This is a genomic window from Streptomyces echinatus, assembly GCF_014203595.1.
GTDB classification, from domain to species: domain Bacteria; phylum Actinomycetota; class Actinomycetes; order Streptomycetales; family Streptomycetaceae; genus Streptomyces; species Streptomyces echinatus.
In genome coordinates, this window is sequence record NZ_JACHJK010000004.1 from 371,934 (window position 1) to 390,406 (window position 18,473).

Sequence of the window (18,473 nt, forward strand, 5' to 3'; positions counted from 1 at the left end):
TCTCAACTCCTCCGCCCGGCACGGCCGTCGGCCCTAAGGGGTGCTCACCGCCGGTCTCCGAGCAGCCGCTCCACGGCCGCGCGGGCGTGTCGCGCGGCGGCCGGGTCGGTGTGGACGCCGGCCGTGACGATGGCTCCCTCCGCGAGGAGGTGCACCGCTTCGGCCACCGGTGCGCCGGTGGCGCGCACCCACGCCGTGAGCTGGTCGTGGAAGGCCCGCTTGTGGGACCGGACCTCGGCCAGGACCGGCTCGGACGACGAGCCGAGTTCGCCGTGGGCGTTGATCCAGGCACAGCCGCGGAAGCCGGGCTCGGCGAACCAGGCGGCGAGCCAGTCGAAGACGGCGAGGACCCGCTCGCGGGGGTCGGCAACGCTCTCCACGTACGCGGTCAGGCTCGCGCGCCAGCGCCGGTCGCGCCGCCGGAGCACGGCGACCACGAGGTCCTCCTTGGTCGCGAAGAGCCGGTAGATCCGCTTCAGGGGCAGTCCGGAGGCTTCCCTGACCCGGTCCATGCCGACGGCCTGGATGCCGTGCGCGTAGAACAGCCTCTCCGCCGTGTCCAGGAGCGCTTCGCGGTCCAGCCGGGTCTGTGCCTCGGTGATGGGGGCGGGCATCGGGGCTCCTTGCGCTGAGAACGGGCGTTCTCTATCTTAGTCGCATCGATGGAGAACGCTCGTTCTCGACCTAGGAGGTCGCCGTGCCCGAAGGCCGCCCGCCCTGCCCGCCGTTCACCTTGGAGACCGCCCGCCGGAAGGTGCAGGCGGCCGAGGACGCCTGGAACACCCGCGACCCCCACCGGGTGGCTCTGGCCTACACGCCGGACTCCGTCTGGCGGAACCGGGACCGGTTCATCACCGGACGGGAGGAGATCGTGGCCTTCCTGACCGAGAAATGGCAGCGCGAGCTGGACTACGCGCTGCGCAAGAGCCTCTGGGACTTCCACGGCGACCGCATCGCCGTCCGCTTCCAGTACGAGTGCCACGACGCCGACGGCCGGTGGTGGCGCTCCTACGGCAACGAGCTGTGGGAGTTCGACGAGCACGGCCTGATGCGCCGCCGCGAGGCCAGCATCAACGACGTGCCCATCGACGAGGCCGACCGGCGCATCTTCGGTCCCCGGCCGGCCGGCCGGCACGGCACCGACATCCCGCTGCACTGACACGCCGCCGCGCCGGTCAGTCCCCGGCCAGCACCTCCCGCAGCTGCTCCACCCCCCACTCCAGTTCCTCCTCGCCGATCACCAGCGGCGGGCCGATCCGGACGGTCGACCCGTGGGTGTCCTTGACCAGGACCCCACGGTCCAGCAGCTTCTCGGAGACCTCCCGGCCGGTCCCGGCCGCCGGGGGGACGTCCACCCCGGCCCACAGCCCGCGCCCGCGCACCGCCGTCACCCGGCCCGCCCCGCGCAACTCGCCCAGCAGCCGGTGCAGCCGCTCGCCCAGCCGCGCCGCCCGCTCCTGGTACTCGCCGGTCCGCAGCATCGCGATCACCTCCAGCGCCACCGCGCAGGCCAGCGGGTTCCCGCCGAACGTCGACCCGTGCTCGCCCGGCCGGAACACCCCGAGCACCTCCGCGCTCGACACCACCGCCGACACCGGCACGATCCCGCCGCCCAGCGCCTTGCCCAGCACGTACATGTCCGGCACCACGCCCTCGTGCTCGCACGCGAAGGTCCGCCCCGTCCGGCCGAGCCCCGACTGGATCTCGTCGGCGATGAAGAGGACGTTCCGCTCACGCGTCAGCTCCCGCACCCCCGCCAGATAGCCGGCCGGCGGCACGATCACCCCGGACTCGCCCTGGATCGGCTCCAGCAGCACGGCGACGGTGTTCTCGGTGAGCGCCGCCCGCATCGCGGTCAGATCGCCGTACGGCACGATCTCGAACCCGGGCGTGTACGGCCCGAAGTCCGCCCGGGCCTCCGGATCCGTCGAGAAGCTGATCACCGTCGTCGTACGGCCGTGGAAGTTGCCGCCCGCCACCACGATCTTCGCCATCTCCCCGGGCACCCCCTTGACCCGGTAGCCCCACTTGCGGGCCGTCTTCACCGCGCCCTCCACCGCCTCCACGCCGGTGTTCGCGGGCAGCACCATCTCCATCCCGCACAGCTCGGCCAGCTCCGCGCAGAAGGCCGCGAACCGGTCGTGGTGGAAGGCGCGGGAGGTCAGCGTCACCCGGTCCAGCTGCCGCCGGGCCGCCTCGACCAGCCGCGGGTTGCCGTGCCCGAAGTTGAGCGCCGAGTAACCGGCCAGCAGATCCAGATACCGCCGCCCCGCCACGTCCGTCAGCCACGCCCCCTCACCGGAGGCGATCACCACCGGCAGCGGGTGGTAGGTGGGCGCGCAGTGCGCGTCGGCGGTGGCGATGAGGTCCTCTGCAGCGGTCACGGCCTCTCCCGGAGACGACTCGGACTCGACGGTGCACCCCCTCCCATCCTCGCGCGCACGGGGGCCGCGGACCACGATCGACATGCGGTCACCCGCCGCGTGTGCGCCGCGCGGCACCCCGGTAGGCTGGCGAACGGGCCGTGACTGGCGCGCTGGGATGGGACGGACCATCAGGGAGCGGCCCGAGCGGGAAAAGTGCCGTGCGCCTGGGCCGAACGTGAACGCTGTCAGCAGACCGTCCGGAGGTCCCCATGCCAGAGCAGCCCCTGTCGACCGAATCCACCGCCTTCCGTGCCGCGCTCGACGTGATCCGTACCGTCGAGCCCCGCGTCGCCGACGCCATCGGCCAGGAGGTCGCCGACCAGCGCGAGATGCTCAAGCTGATCGCCTCCGAGAACTACGCCTCCCCGGCGACCCTGCTCGCCATGGGCAACTGGTTCAGCGACAAGTACGCCGAGGGCACCATCGGCCGCCGCTTCTACGCCGGCTGCCGCAACGTCGACACCGTCGAGGCCCTCGCCGCCGAGCACGCCCGCGAGCTCTTCGGCGCCCGGCACGCCTACGTCCAGCCGCACTCCGGCATCGACGCCAACCTCGTCGCCTTCTGGGCCGTCCTCGCCGACCGCGTCGAGGCCCCCTTCCTGGAGAAGACCGGCGTCCGCCAGGTCAACGACCTGACCGAGGCCGACTGGGCCGAGCTGCGCCAGGCCTTCGGCAACCAGCGCATGCTCGGCATGTCCCTGGACGCCGGCGGCCACCTCACCCACGGCTTCCGTCCGAACATCTCCGGCAAGATGTTCGACCAGCGCTCCTACGGCACCGACCCGGCCACCGGCCTCATCGACTACGACGCCCTGCGCGCCCAGGCCCGCGAGTTCAAGCCGCTGATCATCGTCGCCGGCTACTCCGCGTACCCCCGTCTGGTGAACTTCCGGACCATGCGCGAGATCGCCGACGAGGTCGGCGCCACCCTCATGGTCGACATGGCGCACTTCGCCGGCCTGGTCGCGGGCAAGGTCCTCACCGGCGACTTCGACCCGGTCCCGCACGCCCAGATCGTCACCACGACCACCCACAAGTCCCTGCGTGGCCCGCGCGGCGGCATGGTGCTGTGCGACGACTCCCTCAAGGACCAGGTGGACCGCGGCTGCCCGATGGTCCTCGGCGGCCCGCTCCCGCACGTCATGGCCGCCAAGGCCGTCGCCCTCGCCGAGGCCCGGCAGCCCGCCTTCCGGGACTACGCCCAGCGCATCGTCGACAACTCCCGCGCGCTCGCGGAGGGCCTCATGCGCCGGGGCGCGACGCTCGTCACCGGCGGCACGGACAACCACCTCAACCTGATCGACGTCGCCTCGTCCTACGGCCTCACCGGCCGCCAGGCCGAGACGGCCCTCCTCGACTCGGGCATCGTCACCAACCGCAACGCCATCCCGGCCGACCCGAACGGCGCCTGGTACACCTCCGGCATCCGCGTCGGCACCCCGGCCCTCACCACGCGCGGCCTGGGCACGGCCGAGATGGACGAGGTGGCGGGCCTGATCGACCGCGTCCTGACGACGGCCGAGCCGGGCACGACGAAGTCCGGCGCGCCGAGCAAGGCCTCCCACGTCCTGGACGAGAAGGTGGCACAGGAGATCGCCCAGCGGGCGACGGACCTGGTGGCGGGCTTCCCGCTGTACCCGGAGATCGACCTGGGCTGAACCGCCCCGGGAGGGGCGCGGGGACCTGCGCGAGCCACCACGGACGGCCCGCGGTCCCCCGCGCCCCTGAAACCCCCTCCCGCCTCACGGGCCGATGCCGCCCCCGGCCGATGAGAGAATGGGCAACATGGCCTCTGCTGACCGACCCCGCGTGCTCTCCGGAATCCAGCCCACCGCAGGCTCGTTCCACCTCGGCAACTACCTCGGCGCCGTCCGCCAGTGGGTCGCCCTGCAGGAGTCCCACGACGCGTTCTACATGGTCGTCGACCTGCATGCGATCACGGTCCCGCAGGACCCGCAGGAGCTGCGCGCCAACACCCGGCTCGCCGCGGCCCAGCTGCTGGCCGCCGGCCTCGACCCGGACCGCTGCACGCTCTTCGTCCAGAGCCATGTGCCCGAGCACGCCCAGCTCGCCTGGATCATGAACTGCCTCACCGGCTTCGGCGAGGCGAGCCGCATGACCCAGTTCAAGGACAAGTCCGCCAAGCAGGGTGCCGAGCGGGCCTCCGTCGGCCTGTTCACGTACCCGGTCCTCCAGGTCGCCGACATCCTGCTGTACCAGGCCCACGAGGTGCCGGTCGGCGAGGACCAGCGCCAGCACATCGAGCTGACCCGCGACCTCGCCGAGCGGTTCAACGGCCGGTTCGGCCCGACCTTCACCGTCCCCAAGCCGTACATCCTCAAGGAGACGGCGAAGATCTACGACCTGCAGGACCCGTCGATCAAGATGAGCAAGTCGGCGTCCACGCCGAAGGGTCTGATCAACCTCCTCGACGAGCCGAAGAGCACGGCCAAGAAGGTCAAGAGCGCGGTCACGGACACCGACACGGTGATCCGCTTCGACCCCGTGAGCAAGCCGGGTGTCTCCAACCTGCTCACCATCTACTCCACCCTCACCGGCAAGTCGGTCGCCGAGCTGGAGCAGGACTACGCGGGCAAGATGTACGGCGCCCTCAAGACCGATCTCGCCGACATCATGGTCGAGTTCGTGACGCCGTTCCGGGAGCGCACCCAGCAGTACCTGGACGACGCCGAGACGCTCGACTCGGTCCTGGCCAAGGGCGCGGAGAAGGCGCGTGCCGTCGCCGCCGAGACCCTCGCGCAGGCGTACGACCGCGTGGGTTTCCTCCCGGCCAAGCACTGAGGCGTACGACCGCACGGGTCCGCGCGGGCAGAGCGCTGCACATCACTTCCGCTGCGCCTGCCCACAGGACATCCGTGGCCGTACAGTCGATATCCGACGGCCGGGGCGAGACGGCCGACAAGACGACAGACGCGACGACAGGAGACGACGTGGGGACCGTAACGATCGGCGTGTCGATCGCGGTCCCGGAGCCTCACGGCAGCCTGCTCCAGGAGCGGCGCGCGGGCTTCGGCGACCCCGCGGCTCACGGTATCCCCACGCACGTCACGCTGTTGCCGCCGACCGAGGTCGACGCGGCCGGCCTGCCGGCGATCGAGGCGCACCTCACCGGGGTGGCCGCGGCCGGCCGTCCGTTCCCGATGCGGCTGTCCGGCACCGGCACCTTCCGGCCCCTGTCGCCGGTGGTCTACGTGCGGGTCGTCCAGGGCGCCGAGGAGTGCGCCCGGCTGCAGCTGCGGGTCCGGGACGCCTCCGGGCCGCTGGCGCGCGAGCTGCAGTTCCCGTACCACCCGCATGTCACCGTCGCGCACGGCATCGACGACGCGGCGATGGACCGGGCCTTCGAGGAACTGGCGGACTACGACGCCGAGTGGCCCTGCACCGGCTTCGCGCTGTACGAGCAGGGCGCCGACGACGTGTGGCGCAAGCTGCGCGAGTACACCTTCGGGGGATCCGTCGTCCCGCCCCAGCCCGGCCACGCCGACCTGTACGCCCCGCGGGTCGCGCCCTAGAACCCAGGGCCGGCGACCCGCGCATGGCGCGGCGTCACACGAGGTCGGCGCACCCGGACGTACCGGTCGCCCTTGAAGAAGTACAGATCGCTGGTGCCGGGGACGCGGCAGGCGTCGTCGACTCACACGGACACGGGCATACGGCCTAGCCGAGCCGGCGGAACAGCCGTCGTGGTGTGTGCCGGAGTACCGCCGTCAGGAGGCGGAGCGCTCCCGGGACCCAGACCGTCTCCGAGCGGCGGCGCAGGCCCAGTTCGACGGCCGTGGCCACCGCCTCCGGCGTGGTCGCGAGCGGTGTCCGCGGCAGGCCCGCCGTCCCGCGCGTCCGGACGAACCCGGGGCGTACCACCATGACGTGCACCCCGGTGCCGTGCAGGGCGTCGCCGAGGCCCTGGGCGAACGCGTCCAGGCCGGCCTTGCTGGAGCCGAAGATGAAGTCGGCGCGTCGGACCCGCTCGGCGGCGGTGGAGGACAGCACGACCAGGGAGCCGTGGCCCTGGGACTGGAGCCCGCGGCCGGCGATCAGCCCCGCCGAGACGGCCCCCGTGTAGTTGGTCTGCACGACCCGCACCGCGCGGACCGGGTCGCGTTCGTCGTGCGCCTGGTCGCCGAGGATGCCGAAGGCGAACAGCACCATGTCGACGGGGCCCTCGGCGAACACCTTGCCGAGCACGGCCTCGTGGGACTCGGGGTCGAGCGCGTCGAACGCGACCGTGCGGGCGTCGGCGCCGAGCGCGCGCAGGCTCTCGGCGGCCTGCTCCAGGGCGGGGGAGGGGCGTCCCGCCAGCCACACCGTGCGGGCGCGGCGGGCGATCAGCCGGCGCGCGGTGGCCAGCGCGATCTCGGACGTGCCGCCGAGGACGAGCAGCGACCGGGGCAGGGCGGTGGGCGGTGGGGTGGCAACCTTCATGACAGCTGACCGTATAGCCCGCATATGACCGTTTCGGCGAAGAAACGCGGTGTTGACGCTCCCGTGCAGCGGGCACAGTCCGATCATGGACTGGCTGAAGAAGCTCCCCGGCATCGGGCCGGTCGTCACCCGGCTGACCGTCACGCACGCGTGGCGGTCCTACGAGCGGCTGGACCGGGTGAAGTGGACCCGGCTGGCCGCCGCCATGACGTTCGTCAGCTTCGTGGCGCTGTTCCCGCTGCTGACGGTGGCCGCCGCCGTCAGCGCCGCCACGCTCGGCGCCGACCGGCAGAAGACCGTCGAGCACAAGATCGCCGAGCAGTTCCCCGGCGTCGTCTCCGACCAGCTGGACCTCACGTCGCTCGTCGACAACGCCGGCACCGTCGGCGTCATCGCGGGCGCGGCCCTGCTGTTCACCGGCATCGGCTGGGTCGGCCAGGTCCGGGACTGCCTGCGCGCGGTGTGGGAGCTGCCGGACCGCGAGGAGAACCCGGTGCTCACCAAGGCCAAGGACACCGGCATCCTGCTCGGACTCGGCGGCGCCCTGCTGGTCACGCTCGCCACCTCCACCCTCGCCTCGGCCGCCGTCGGCTGGCTGTCCCGGCAGGCCGGCCTGGACGAACACGGCTGGGGCAGCGTGCTGCTCCGGATCGCCGCGTTCGCCGTCGCCGTGTTCGCCGACTTCCTGGTCCTGCTCTACGTCCTGACCCTGCTGCCCGGCGTCGAGCCGTCGCGCCGCCGCCTGCTGGTGGCCGCGCTGCTCGGCGCGATCGGCTTCGAACTGCTGAAGCTGCTGCTCAGCGGCTACATCCAGGGCGTCGCCGCGAAGAGCGTGTACGGCGCGTTCGGCGTCCCCGTGGCCCTCCTGCTGTGGATCAACTTCACCGCGAAACTCGTGCTGTTCTGCGCCGCCTGGACGGCGACGGGGAGCAAGGAGGAGGAGGGCGTCGAGGAAACCGGTCTCAGGGACGCGCCCGGCGGCGCATCAGGTCCGGCAGTGGCCACCGGCGATTGACCAGGAACACCCCGCCCCCGAGCAGCACCAGCAGGCCGCCCGCGATGGCCAGGGCGGTCCCCATGCCGGTGGGCCCGGACCGCGCGGTGGCGCTCGCCGCGGGCTTCGCCCCCGCTCCGCCGGCCGCACCGGACGACGGCTGCGCGCCCTGCCCCGGGGACACGCCGGCGTCCGGCTGCCGGGTGGCCGGGGAGGCGCTCTTCGGCGGCACCAGCTCGCCCACCGGATTGACCTTCCCGGCCGCCTGGAAGCCCCAGTCCAGCAGCTTCGCGGTCTCCTTGTAGACCTCGTTGTGCTCGTCCTTCTCCGGGTTCATCACGGTGACCAGCAGCACCTTGCCGCCCCGCTCGGCGACCCCGGTGAAGGTGGCGCCCGCGTGGCTGGTGTTGCCGTTCTTCACCCCCGCGATGCCCCGGTAGACGGGCACGTCGCTGTCGCCGCTCAGCAGCCGGTTGGTGTTCCGGATCTCGGCGGCCCCGAACTTCGCGCTCACGGTCGAGCAGTAGTCGCGGAAGTCCTTCTTCTGCAGTCCGGAGCGGGCGAACAGCGACAGGTCGTACGCCGACGACAGCTGCCCCGGCGCGTCGTAACCGTCGGGCGAGACCACGTAGGTGTCCAGCGCCTGCAGTTCCTCGGCGTGGTCCTGCATGTCCTTGACGGTCTGCTGGACGCCGCCGTTCATCGACGACAGCACGTGCACGGCGTCGTTGCCCGAGCGCAGGAAGACCCCGAGCCACAGGTCGTGGACGGAGTAGGTGCCGCCCTCCTTCACCCCGACCACGCTGGAGCCGGCGCCCACCCCCTTGAGGTCGTCCGGCGTCACCTTGTACCGGGTGCCCTGGGAGAACCGGGGCAGCACGGTGTCCGCGAACAGCATCTTGAGCGTGCTCGCCGGAGGCAGCCGCCAGTGCGCGTTGTGCGCGGCGAGGACCTCGCCCGACTCGGCGTCGGAGACGATCCAGGAACGGGCGGTCAGGTCCTTGGGCAGGACCGGGACACCCGGCGCGAGATTGACCTGCGTGCCCGCCTGCCCCAGCCGGGCACCGCCGAGCGTCGACATCTGGGCCGGGGGCGTGGCCGTCGGACTCGTCGAGGGAGCCGGCGCGGCGAGCGCGGCGGGCGCGGTGGCGGACAGGGACAGCAGGGTGGCGGAGGTGACCAGCAGGCACCGCCGGCCGGGCTTCTTCGGTGCGGGCACGGTCGAGAACGTACCGGCACCGGACCGGGAAGTCCCGCCACCGGCCCCACCCCCGGCGCGGAACCGGAACCGGGACGGCGATACTGGGATCACGCTGTGCCCGACCGGGGTCCACCCCCCGGCCCCCCGGGCGCCCGCGGGCGCCCGGTGATGTGCGGAAAGGTCCGTCCCTGTGAAACTCAGCCGCCCTGTCTCCTGGTTCCTGCTCGCCTTCGGGGTGTGGAGCTGGGTCATCTGGGTCACTTTCGTCAAGAATCTCGTCAAGGACGGCAGCGGGCTCGCCTTCGACGACGGCCACCCGACCGCGTACTTCTGGGTGCACCTGCTGCTGGCGGTCGTCTCCTTCGTATTGGGGACGGTCGTCGGGGTCATCGGGTTGCGCGGCGTGCGCGCACTGCGCCGGACGTCATAGCGGGCCGGCCGGCCGCCGTCGGCGCGGCTGTGCGAAAGCTGTGAAACCCCGGCGGAATCAACGCCTCGGTAAGTTCTTCCACAACTGGTCAGAAAGCCCTTCCCCGGGGCGAAACCCGTGTGATTAGGTGAGCCGCGTCACTCAAGGGGGAGTGGCCGATTCGTGCTGGGCCAGGGGTAGGGGCCTTGACGGCCCTGGGGAGGGCACCACCGTGCGATCTTCTCGCATGCGGATTCTCGTGACGTTGCTCGCGCTCGCTGTCGTGGGGATCGGCGGCTGGCAGCTCCTGCCGTCGCAAGGGGACAAGAACAAGACCATCGTCGTCGGGACGACGGACGCGGTCACCGCGCTCGACCCGGCCGGCGCCTACGACGCCGGGTCCTGGGCCCTGTTCAGCAACGTCTTCCAGTCGCTGCTGACGTTCGAGCCGGGCGGTGTCGAGCCGGTCCCGGACGCCGCCCGGGCTTGCGCGTTTAAGGGCAGCGGCCTGCGGACGTACCGGTGCACCCTGCGTTCCGGGATCACCTTCCCTAGCGGACGCGCCATGACCGCCGAGGACGTGAAGTACTCCTTCGACCGGATCAGGAAGATCGACTCCGACGTCGGCCCGGAGTCCCTGCTCGGCACGCTCGCCTCGGTGAGCGCCGACAGCGCGGACACCGTCACCTTCCACCTCTCGTCCGCGGACGCCACCTTCCCGCTGAAGGTCGCCACCGGTGCCGGTGCGATCGTGGACAGGGACAGGTACCCGGCCGACGCCCTGCGCACCGACCCGGGCGCCGACGGGACCGGGCCGTACACGCTGACGTCGTACACCAGGGGCGAGAAGGCCGAGCTCGCGCCGAACAGGCGCTACCAGGGCTATCTGAGCGGCACCGGCCGCCCGGTCGAACTGCGCTACTACGCCGACTCCGGGAAGCTGGAGCGTGCCTGGCGGAGCCGGCAGGTCGACGTCGCCACCCGGACCCTGCCGCCGGACGTGCTCTCCGCGCTGAACCCGAGCGACCCGGACCAGCGGGTCACCGACTCCGACAGCGCCGAGACCCGCAACCTGTACCTCAACACCCGCTCCGGCTCCCCGCTGCACGACGCGCACGTGCGCCGGGCGCTGGCCTGGCTGGTCAACCGCGAGCAACTGGCCGCGACGGTGTACGCGGGCACGGTCGATCCGCTGTACTCGCTGATCCCGACCGGCATCACCGGCCACACCACGTCCTTCTTCGACCACTACTCCCAGCCGAACGTCCGGAAGGCGCGCGAGCTGCTCACCGAGGCCGGGGTGAGCCTGCCGGTGCGCTTCACCTTCGGCTACGGCATCAACCGGGAGGCGAGCGCGGAGGAGGCCGCGGAGCTGAAGAAGCAGCTGGAGGCGGGCGGCCTGTTCAAGGTGGACGTCAAGGGGTACGAGTGGACCGACTTCCAGAAGCGCTGGGCCGCCGGGAAGATGGACGCCTGGTCGGTCGGCTGGGTGGCCGACTATCCCGACCCGGACACCTTCGGCGCCGCGCTCGTCGGCACCGGCTCCACCATGAGCACCGGGTACAGCAACAAGCTGGTCGACCATCTCATCCTGGACAGCCAGCAGTTCGCCGACCGCAGCCGGGCCGCGAAGGACTTCGAGGAGATCCAGGCGGACGTGGCCGAGGACGTCCCGCTGATCCCGCTGTGGCAGCGCAAGGAGTACGTGGTCAGCACCGAGGACGTCGGCGGCGGCCAGTACCTGGTGGACGGCACGGGCGTGTTCCGGCTGTGGCGGCTGACCTGGATCTGACGTGACCGCCCGGGTCCGGGGCGGTCACGGCCGTACGGACTTGCGCTCCGGCAGGGTCACCGTCACCGCGAGTCCCTCGCCGGGCGCCGTCCGCACGGCCACCTCGCCGCCGTGCGCGCGCACCACGCCCTGCACGATGGCCAGGCCCAGCCCGCTGCCCGCGCCGCCGCCCGCCCGGAAGAAGCGGTCGAAGACGCGGGCCGCGTCGTCCTCGGCCAGCCCGGGCCCCTCGTCGGCGACGCACAGCCGCACCACCCCGTCCGCCCGCTCCGCGCCCAGCCGCACCGGCGCGTCGCCGGGGGTGTGCGTGCGGACGTTGGCCAGCAGGTTGCCCAGCACCTGGCGCAGCCCCGACTCGTCGGCGTGCACCAGCACCACCCCGTCCGCCGCCACGCTGACCGGCCGGTCCGGCTGCTGCACCCGCAGGTCCTCGGCGGCCTCCCGCACCAGACGGGTGACGTCGACGTTGCGCAGGCGCAGTTCGGGCCGCTGGTCCAGGCGGGCGAGGGTGAGCAGCTCGTCGACGAGCCGGCCCATGCGGTCGGCCTCGGCGTTCATCCGGTCCCAGGCGCGTTTGCGCTGGCCCGGATCGCTCAGCATCCCCTTGTCGTACAGCTGGAGATAACCGCGGATCGCCGCGAGCGGGGTGCGCAGCTCGTGCGAGGCGTCGGCGACGAAGCGGCGCAGCTGGGCCGCGGTGCGCTCGCGCGTGCGGTACGCCGACTCCACCTGGTGCAGCATGGAGTTGAGGGCCAGCCGCAGCTGCTCGACCTCCTGCGTCGGGTGGTGGCTGGAGGGCACGCGCCGGGTGAAGTCACCCTCGGCGATGGCGGACGAGGTCTCCACCATGTCCTCCAGCGGCCTGAGCCGGCGCCGGACGCTGAACATGGTCAGGCAGCAGAGCAGGGCGAGCAGCAGCGTGCCGGCGGTGAGGTCGAGCTTGAGGGCCTTGGCTATGCCGTTGTCCAGGGCCTCGGTGGAGATGGCGACCAGGACGTAGGGGCCGTCGGCGAGGCGGGTCGCGGTCACGCGGTAGGTGGCGCCGTGCACGCTGACGTCGTGCGGGGCCGTGTCCGCGGCGAGGGCCTGCGGGCCGGCGACGGCGGTGGCGAGGGAGCGCTGGGCCTCGGTGGGCTGGATGCCGAAGAGGGCGAGGGGCTCGCCCCGGCTGTCGACGGCCGTGAACACCGAGTCGGAGGTGGCCTGCTGGTCCATGTACTGGGGCGTGATGCGGTCGCGGACGAAGTCCAGCACCCGCAGCGAGTCGACCTGCCGCAGGGTGACCGCCGAGCTGCTGATGGAGTCCCGCGTCTTGATCAGCTCGGCGTCGATCTGGCCGACCAGGTAGTGCCGCATGCCCATCAGGCTCACCGCGGTCGCCAGCACGATGCCGACGGCGAGCAGTCCGACGTTGGCGAGGGTGAGCTGGCCGCGCAGGGAGTGCAGCCCGCGCCGGGCGCGTGGCCTCATGCGAGCCCGTATCCGACCCCGCGCCGGGTGGTGATCACCGGCGGGCCCAGGGTGTCGAGCTTGCGCCGCAGATAGCTGATGTACGTCTCCACGACGGTCGACTCCGACGGGACGTGGTCGTACTGCCACACGTGGCGCAGGAGTTGCTCCTTCGGGACGATCCGGCCGCCGTTGCGCACCAGGAACCGTAACAGCGCGTACTCGGTCGGGGTCAGCTCGACGGTGCGGCCGGCGCGGTGCACCGAGTACGTCGTCTCGTCCAGCTCCAGATCGCCGTATCTGAGCGGCGGGCGTTCGGGGATGACGTCGGCGGAGCGGGTGCGGCGCAGCACCGCGCACATCCGGGCGACGACCACGTCGATGTCGAAGGGCTTGGTGATGTAGTCGTCGCCGAAGCCCAGGGCCCCGACTATCTCGGCGGGGGAGTCGCGCGCGGTGAGGAACACCAGCGCCAGGTCCGGCTGCCGGGAACGCAGTTCGCGGCCCAGGGCGCGGCCGTCCCCGTCCGGCAGCATGACGTCGAGCAGGGCGGCGTCGGGCCGGGTGCGCTCGGTGAGCGTGAGGGCCTCTCGTACACAGCCCGCGGTCATCACCTCGAAGCGGTGGTAACGCAGGGCGATGGCGAGGACGTCCGCGATGGACTCCTCGTCCTCCACGACCAGCACGGTTCCTGGAGCCGTCATGTCCCCAGTATCGGCCGGGCCGTCGGCGACGGGGGCGGAACGAGCTTTGGAGTTCCTTGTGAGTCATGCGTTACCTGTGCCCAGGCGCGCGTGCGGGTGCCGATCCTGGAGCCCGGCACCTTGGGGGACCGACCCAGTAAACACCTTCTGCTTAAGGAGAGTTGAACGTGACGGCATGGACACGGTGGTGCTACCGGCACCGGTTGGTGGTCCTGTTGTTGTGGGTGGGGGCGCTGGTCGGCCTGGGCTTCTCGGCCTCGGCGGCGGGCAAGGACTACGCGAACGTCTTCACCCTCCCGGACACGGACTCCAACCGGGCCTTCGAGCTGATGCAGAAGGCCTTCCCGGGGAGCGCGGGCGACACCGACACGGTGGTGTGGAAGACCGACAGTGGTTCGGTGCGTGACGCGTCCGTGAAGGCCCGCATCCAGCCGGCCCTGGACGAGATCGCGAAGTTCGAGGGCGTCGGCGGGGTCGCCGGCCCCTACACCGGGGCCCAGGGCGCGGCTCAGATCAGCCGGGACGGGCGGATCGCCTACGCCCAGGTCACGTTCGACAAGCAGGCGGAGAGCCTGCCCAAGGACCTGATCCAGAAGGTCGTCGACACCGCGCAGGACGCGCGGCGCGACGGACTGGAGGTCGAGCTGGGCGGTCAGGCCATCACGCGGGTGCAGGAGCCGCCCCAGGGCCTGTCGGAGATGGTCGGCATCCTCGCCGCGGCCGTCGTGCTGTTCCTGGCCTTCGGCTCGTTCCTCGCGATGCTGCTGCCCATCGGCATCGCGATCTTCGGGGTCGGCACGGGCATGTTCTCCGTCCAGCTGCTCAGCCACACCACCGACATCCCCGACCTGGCGCCGCTGCTGTCCTCCCTGATCGGCCTCGGCGTCGGCATCGACTACGCGCTGTTCATCGTCACCCGGCACCGGCGCGGCATCCAGCGGGGCATGGACCCGGAGGAGTCGGCGGTCGTCGCCCTCAACACCTCGGGCCGGGCGGTGCTGTTCGCGGGCGGCACCGTGTGCATCGCGCTCGCCGGCATGCTGGTGACGAACCTGCGCTTCCTGGACGGCGTGGTCATCGGCACCGCGCTGACGGTCGTGCTGAGCGTCTTCGCCGCCACCACCCTGCTGCCGGCCCTGCTGGGCTTCCTCGGCCCGCGTGTGCTCAGCCGTCGCCAGCGCCGCCGGCTCGCCGAGCAGGGACCGGAGACGGCACAGGCGAGCGGCCCCGCGGCCCGCTGGTCGGAGCGTGTGCAGAAGCGCCCCCGCACGGTCGCCGCGGTCGCGCTCGTCGTGATGGCGGTGCTCGCCCTGCCGGTGCTGTCCCTGCGCCTGGGCGCGGCGGACCAGGGCAACGACGACGAGTCCCTGACGACCCGCAAGGCCTACGACATGCTGGCCGATGGCTTCGGCCAGGGCTTCAACGGCCCGCTGCAGGTGGTCGTCTCCGGCGGTGACACGACCGCCCTGGTGAAGGACATCCAGTCGACCGAGGGGGTCGCCCAGGCCGGCGCGCTGCCCACGCGGCAGGGTGTGACGGTCGTGCAGGTGATCCCGAAGACGTCACCGCAGTCGAAGGAGACCGACGACCTCATCGACACCCTGCGGGACCAGGTGATCCCGGAGGCGAAGGTGCAGGCCCATGTGGGCGGTGCCACCGCGATCTACAAGGACTTCGCGTCCGTCACCGGCCACCGGCTCCCGTACTTCATCGCGACGATCATCGGCCTCGGCTTCCTGCTCCTGATGATCGCCTTCCGCTCGCTGGTGGTCCCGCTGACGGCCGCGGTGATGAACCTGGTCGCGGCGGCGGCCTCCTTCGGTGTCCTCGTCGCGGTCTTCCAGTGGGGCTGGGGCCTGGACCTGCTGGGCCTCGGCCGGGAGGGCCCGATCAACGCCTTCCTGCCGGTGATCATGCTGTCCCTGCTCTTCGGCCTCTCCATGGACTACCAGGTGTTCCTGGTCAGCCGGATGCACGAGGAGTGGGTGCACTCGAAGGACAACGCGCGCGCGGTCCGCGTCGGCCTCGCCGAGACCAGCCGCGTGATCAACTCCGCTGCCCTGATCATGGTCTGCGTGTTCATGGCCTTCGTCCTCAGCGGCGACCCGGGCGGCGCGATGGCGGGCGTGGGCCTGGCGGCGGCGGTCGCGCTCGACGCCTTCATCCTGCGTACGGCACTGGTGCCGGCCGCGATGCACCTGCTGGGGAACTCCAACTGGTGGCTGCCGAAGGGGCTGGAGAAGCGGCTGCCGCACCTCGCGGTGGAACCGAAGGAGGAGGAAGCGGGGGCGGTGCCCGCCGGCACTCCCGCTTCGGTGGTCCACGGCTACGTCCGCACGGCCGACGGTGAGCCGGTGGAGGAGGCTGCGGTGATCCTGCTGTCGAAGGGCGGGCGTCAGCTGGACAGCGTGACGTCGCTGGCGGACGGCTCCTACATCGTGTCGGTGCCGGGCCCGGGCTCGTACCTGCTCGCGGTGACGGCGGGGACGCACGGCCTGAGGGCGCAGCACGTGATCGTGGGAGAGGGACCGCTGGTCTACGACGTGGAGCTGACGGAGGGAGAGATGGACGCGGTCAACTAGGCCCTCCCGTTCGGATCGTGCCGGGCCCGCACACCCGGCGGCGATCCGGCCGGGCGGCGTGACCGTCTCGCCGGGAGCGTGGACACGGTGATCCGTGTACGCGCTCCCGGCGCACTCGGTGCGCGAAGGCGCCGGTGCTCGCGCCGGTGCTCACTCGTCCCGCCTGCGGCCCGGGTCCGGCAGCGCCTTCGTCATCCCCGGCAGGAAGTCCGTGAACAGCTCGTGGACCTCCAGGACCAGCGGCCGCAGCACCCGGAACCGGGCCAGGGACACGCCGCGGGCGGTGAGCCGGGCACCGCGCCGGGCCAGGCGGTAGCTGCGCTCCCGCCCCTCCGTGCGGTCGAAGATCCAGTACAGGACCAGGCCCATCTGGGAGAGCCACATCAGCTCCGGCAGGACCTCCCGCAGTTCGGGCGCCACCTTGGAGCGGGAGCCGGCCAGCACCTCCCGGTGCACGCTGATGGCCTGTTCGCGGGCGTGTTCGCTCTCCGGCGAGAAGGGGCTGAGCGGGCTGTCCGGGTCGGCGGCGTTCTTGAAGAACTGGACCGCGAACTCGTGGTACGGCCGGGCGATGTCCAGCCAGGCGGTCAGCACGCCCGCGAGCCGGGCCTCCAGGTCGGTCTCCCGGGCCAGGACCTCCCGGACCGCCGCCTGGTGCTCGGCGGCGATCCGGTCGTAGAAGCCCTGGATCAGGTGCTCCTTGCCCTCGAAGTAGTAGTAGGCGTTGCCCACGGAGACCCCGGCCTCCTTGGCGATGGCCCGCATCGTCGTCTTGTCGTACCCGCGTTCCTGGAACAACCGCATCGCGGTCTCCAGGATCAGCGCGCGGGTCTGCTCGGACTTGCTGCTCTGGGGGCCGGCCGCCTCGGGGCCGTCGTTCTTCGCGGGCACGGTGGAGAAGCCTAACGAGTGACGGGGGCGGCTCCGGCGCAGGACGGCGGCTCGTAGCTCCAGCCCGTCGCCGGGCGGTACGTCCAGCCGTCGGCCCGCCGGTACGCCTGTCCTCCCCGTCCCGCGTCCCGGCGCTGCGTCTTTCGCCACTTCGCCGCGGCGAGCAGGGCCCCGCGGGCCAGCTTCGCACCGGCCGGGGCCGCGAGCCGGTGGGCGAGCGGGCGGTGCTCGCGCAGGGCCCACAGGACGACGATCCAGGCGCGCGAGCCGCGGTAGACCTGCCCCGCGTCGCCGATGACGGTGACCTCGTCGAGGGTGTCGGCGTGGCCGAGCCGCGGGAAGCGGGCGCGGGCCGCGGCCGATCCGGCGGGCAGCAGCTCCAGCGGCACCAGCTGGGACTGGCGCGCCAGCCAGTCCCGCAGATGCGTGCACAGGGCGCACTCGGCGTCGTACAGGACGGTCAGCCGGCGGACCGGGGCGCCCTCGGCGCTCCGGCCCTCCGCGGCGGTCGCGGCGGTCATGCCGGTCACGCCCCGGCCGTCGGCGCGATCCACTCCTGCGGGCCGACCGGGGGCACCTGCTCCCGCTCCATGATCCCGCGGCGCCGGATCCGGCTGAGGACGTACACGTTGGCCAGGTGCATCGCGCCGAGCACCAGCAGGACCACGCCCAGCTTGGTCGAGAGGGCCTCGAAGACGCCGCGGGTGTCCTCGATCGTCTCGTCGTCGCTCAGGTACAGGGCGACGAAGCCGAGGTTGACGAGGTAGAAGCCGACGACCAGCAGGTGGTTGACGGCGTCCGCGAGCTTCTCGTTGCCGTGCAGGACGTCGGCCAGGAAGATCCGGCCGTTGCGGCTGAGCGTGCGGGCCACCCAGACGGTCAGCGCGATGCTGACGGCCAGGTATATGACATAGGCGACGACGGTGCGGTCCATGCCCCACCCCTTCTTGAACGCGTTCAAAACGCTGACAGGGATGACTGTAGACCTGTTTTTGAACGCGTTCAACCGTAGGGGTGACGGGGCCGGGCTCAGCTCCTGCGGCCCAGCTCCGGGCGCTTGGTGTAGTCCGTGAAGCCGAGGACGTTGCCCCAGGGGTCGGTGATCTCCACGGCCCAGCCGGTGGCCACCTGGAACACCTCGTCCAGCGGGGTGACCCCGGCGGCGGCCAGCTCCCGCGCCGCCGTCCGCGCGTCCGGCACCTCCAGCCAGACCCGCGGCGAGGGCCACGGCGGCGTCCGGCGGCCCAGCTCCTCCTCGGCGCGCAGCAGGATGCCGGGCGTCTCCGCGCCGACCTTCAGCAGGGCGATCCCGGCCTCGTCGAACCGGAACCCCACGGCGAACCCGGCCCGCTCGTAGAAGGCGACCGCCTCGCCGAGGTCGCCGACGGGGAGCAGCACGTTGTCGAAGCCGAGCAGTTCGTACGACTCTTCGTCTGACATGTCGTCAGATTAGGAGTCCTTGTGCCCGGATGCGAGGAGCCCCACCGGAGCGGACCGCCGGAGGGGCTTTCGTGGACGAGGGGGCGGCGGAGCCGCGGGCCGGACGGTGGTACGGCGAAGGCCCCGCCCCGGTACGAGACCG

At 71.9% G+C, this 18,473-nt stretch carries 18 protein-coding genes and 1 riboswitch; of the genes, 8 read left to right on the plus strand and 10 right to left on the minus strand.

The annotated features are described in order from the left end of the window. Positions 1-44: 44 nt before the first annotated feature. Positions 45-614, minus strand: coding sequence for a TetR/AcrR family transcriptional regulator (locus FHS34_RS14235; protein WP_184964952.1), 570 nt, complete (start codon positions 612-614; stop codon positions 45-47). An 83-nt stretch (positions 615-697) separates the two neighbouring features. Between FHS34_RS14235 and FHS34_RS14240 the strand changes: the two genes are divergently transcribed. Next, positions 698-1,159: a nuclear transport factor 2 family protein gene (locus FHS34_RS14240; RefSeq protein ID WP_184964954.1), complete on the plus strand. Its 462-nt coding sequence runs from the start codon at positions 698-700 to the stop codon at positions 1,157-1,159. Between the two features lie 16 nt (positions 1,160-1,175). Here the strand turns inward: FHS34_RS14240 and rocD are convergent, their stop codons facing one another. Next, a complete protein-coding gene (gene rocD, locus FHS34_RS14245) occupies positions 1,176-2,384 on the minus strand; it encodes an ornithine--oxo-acid transaminase (RefSeq protein WP_184964956.1) in 1,209 nt (402 codons plus the stop codon). A gap of 130 nt (positions 2,385-2,514) precedes the next feature. Beyond that, positions 2,515-2,603: riboswitch (ZMP/ZTP riboswitch) on the plus strand. A gap of 32 nt (positions 2,604-2,635) precedes the next feature. Between rocD and FHS34_RS14250 the strand changes: the two genes are divergently transcribed. The 3 genes from FHS34_RS14250 to FHS34_RS14260 all read left to right on the plus strand — a co-directional run bounded on the left by FHS34_RS14250 (position 2,636) and on the right by FHS34_RS14260 (position 5,959). Next, the gene (locus FHS34_RS14250) at positions 2,636-4,084 is read left to right on the plus strand and encodes a glycine hydroxymethyltransferase (RefSeq protein WP_184964958.1); all 1,449 of its coding nucleotides are present in this window, start codon (positions 2,636-2,638) and stop codon (positions 4,082-4,084) included. 118 nt (positions 4,085-4,202) lie between these two features. Beyond that, positions 4,203-5,228, plus strand: a complete 1,026-nt coding sequence (gene trpS / locus FHS34_RS14255) for a tryptophan--tRNA ligase (protein WP_372478594.1) — start codon at positions 4,203-4,205, stop codon at positions 5,226-5,228. A gap of 149 nt (positions 5,229-5,377) precedes the next feature. Beyond that, entirely contained in the window at positions 5,378-5,959 is a 582-nt protein-coding gene (locus tag FHS34_RS14260) for a 2'-5' RNA ligase family protein (RefSeq protein WP_184964962.1), read from the plus strand. A gap of 145 nt (positions 5,960-6,104) precedes the next feature. Here FHS34_RS14260 and dprE2 read toward each other — a convergent pair whose 3' ends face one another. Continuing rightward, positions 6,105-6,869, minus strand: a complete 765-nt coding sequence (gene dprE2 / locus FHS34_RS14265) for a decaprenylphospho-beta-D-erythro-pentofuranosid-2-ulose 2-reductase (RefSeq protein ID WP_184964964.1) — start codon at positions 6,867-6,869, stop codon at positions 6,105-6,107. An 85-nt stretch (positions 6,870-6,954) separates the two neighbouring features. On the opposite strand from dprE2, the gene FHS34_RS14270 reads away from it, so the two are divergent. Then, positions 6,955-7,884, plus strand: coding sequence for a YihY/virulence factor BrkB family protein (locus FHS34_RS14270; protein ID WP_184964966.1), 930 nt, complete (start codon positions 6,955-6,957; stop codon positions 7,882-7,884). Here FHS34_RS14270 and FHS34_RS14275 read toward each other — a convergent pair. Continuing rightward, positions 7,832-9,082: a D-alanyl-D-alanine carboxypeptidase family protein gene (locus FHS34_RS14275; protein ID WP_225817585.1), complete on the minus strand. Its 1,251-nt coding sequence runs from the start codon at positions 9,080-9,082 to the stop codon at positions 7,832-7,834. The genes FHS34_RS14270 and FHS34_RS14275 overlap by 53 nt on opposite strands. Before the next feature lie 172 nt (positions 9,083-9,254). Here FHS34_RS14275 and FHS34_RS42555 point away from each other — a divergent pair, with 172 nt between their 5' ends. Next, positions 9,255-9,494: an SCO4848 family membrane protein gene (locus FHS34_RS42555; protein ID WP_225817584.1), complete on the plus strand. Its 240-nt coding sequence runs from the start codon at positions 9,255-9,257 to the stop codon at positions 9,492-9,494. Positions 9,495-9,720: 226 nt separating this feature from the next. Then, on the plus strand, positions 9,721-11,265 hold the full coding sequence (locus FHS34_RS14280) for an ABC transporter substrate-binding protein (protein ID WP_184964970.1): 1,545 nt from the start codon (positions 9,721-9,723) through the stop codon (positions 11,263-11,265). A gap of 24 nt (positions 11,266-11,289) precedes the next feature. On the opposite strand, the gene FHS34_RS14285 is transcribed toward FHS34_RS14280, so the two are convergent. Beyond that, positions 11,290-12,735 carry a sensor histidine kinase gene (locus FHS34_RS14285; protein ID WP_184964973.1) on the minus strand — a complete coding sequence of 482 codons (1,446 nt, stop codon included), beginning with the start codon at positions 12,733-12,735 and terminating at the stop codon, positions 11,290-11,292. Next, on the minus strand, positions 12,732-13,418 hold the full coding sequence (locus tag FHS34_RS14290) for a response regulator transcription factor (RefSeq protein ID WP_184964975.1): 687 nt from the start codon (positions 13,416-13,418) through the stop codon (positions 12,732-12,734). The genes FHS34_RS14285 and FHS34_RS14290 overlap by 4 nt, the downstream gene beginning before the upstream one ends. 167 nt (positions 13,419-13,585) lie before the next feature. Between FHS34_RS14290 and FHS34_RS14295 the strand changes: the two genes are divergently transcribed. Next, positions 13,586-16,000 carry an MMPL family transporter gene (locus tag FHS34_RS14295; protein WP_184964977.1) on the plus strand — a complete coding sequence of 805 codons (2,415 nt, stop codon included), beginning with the start codon at positions 13,586-13,588 and terminating at the stop codon, positions 15,998-16,000. A 150-nt stretch (positions 16,001-16,150) separates the two neighbouring features. On the opposite strand, the gene FHS34_RS14300 is transcribed toward FHS34_RS14295, so the two are convergent. The 4 genes from FHS34_RS14300 to FHS34_RS14315 all read right to left on the minus strand — a co-directional run bounded on the left by FHS34_RS14300 (position 16,151) and on the right by FHS34_RS14315 (position 18,331). Next, on the minus strand, positions 16,151-16,891 hold the full coding sequence (locus FHS34_RS14300) for a TetR/AcrR family transcriptional regulator (protein ID WP_184964979.1): 741 nt from the start codon (positions 16,889-16,891) through the stop codon (positions 16,151-16,153). A gap of 11 nt (positions 16,892-16,902) precedes the next feature. Next, positions 16,903-17,412: a thiol-disulfide oxidoreductase DCC family protein gene (locus tag FHS34_RS14305; RefSeq protein WP_184964981.1), complete on the minus strand. Its 510-nt coding sequence runs from the start codon at positions 17,410-17,412 to the stop codon at positions 16,903-16,905. A gap of 5 nt (positions 17,413-17,417) precedes the next feature. Further along, on the minus strand, positions 17,418-17,825 hold the full coding sequence (locus FHS34_RS14310; RefSeq protein WP_184964983.1) for a hypothetical protein: 408 nt from the start codon (positions 17,823-17,825) through the stop codon (positions 17,418-17,420). A 95-nt stretch (positions 17,826-17,920) separates the two neighbouring features. Further along, positions 17,921-18,331 (minus strand): VOC family protein, encoded by a 411-nt coding sequence (locus FHS34_RS14315; RefSeq protein WP_184964985.1) that lies wholly within the window; start codon positions 18,329-18,331, stop codon positions 17,921-17,923. Positions 18,332-18,473 lie beyond the last annotated feature (142 nt).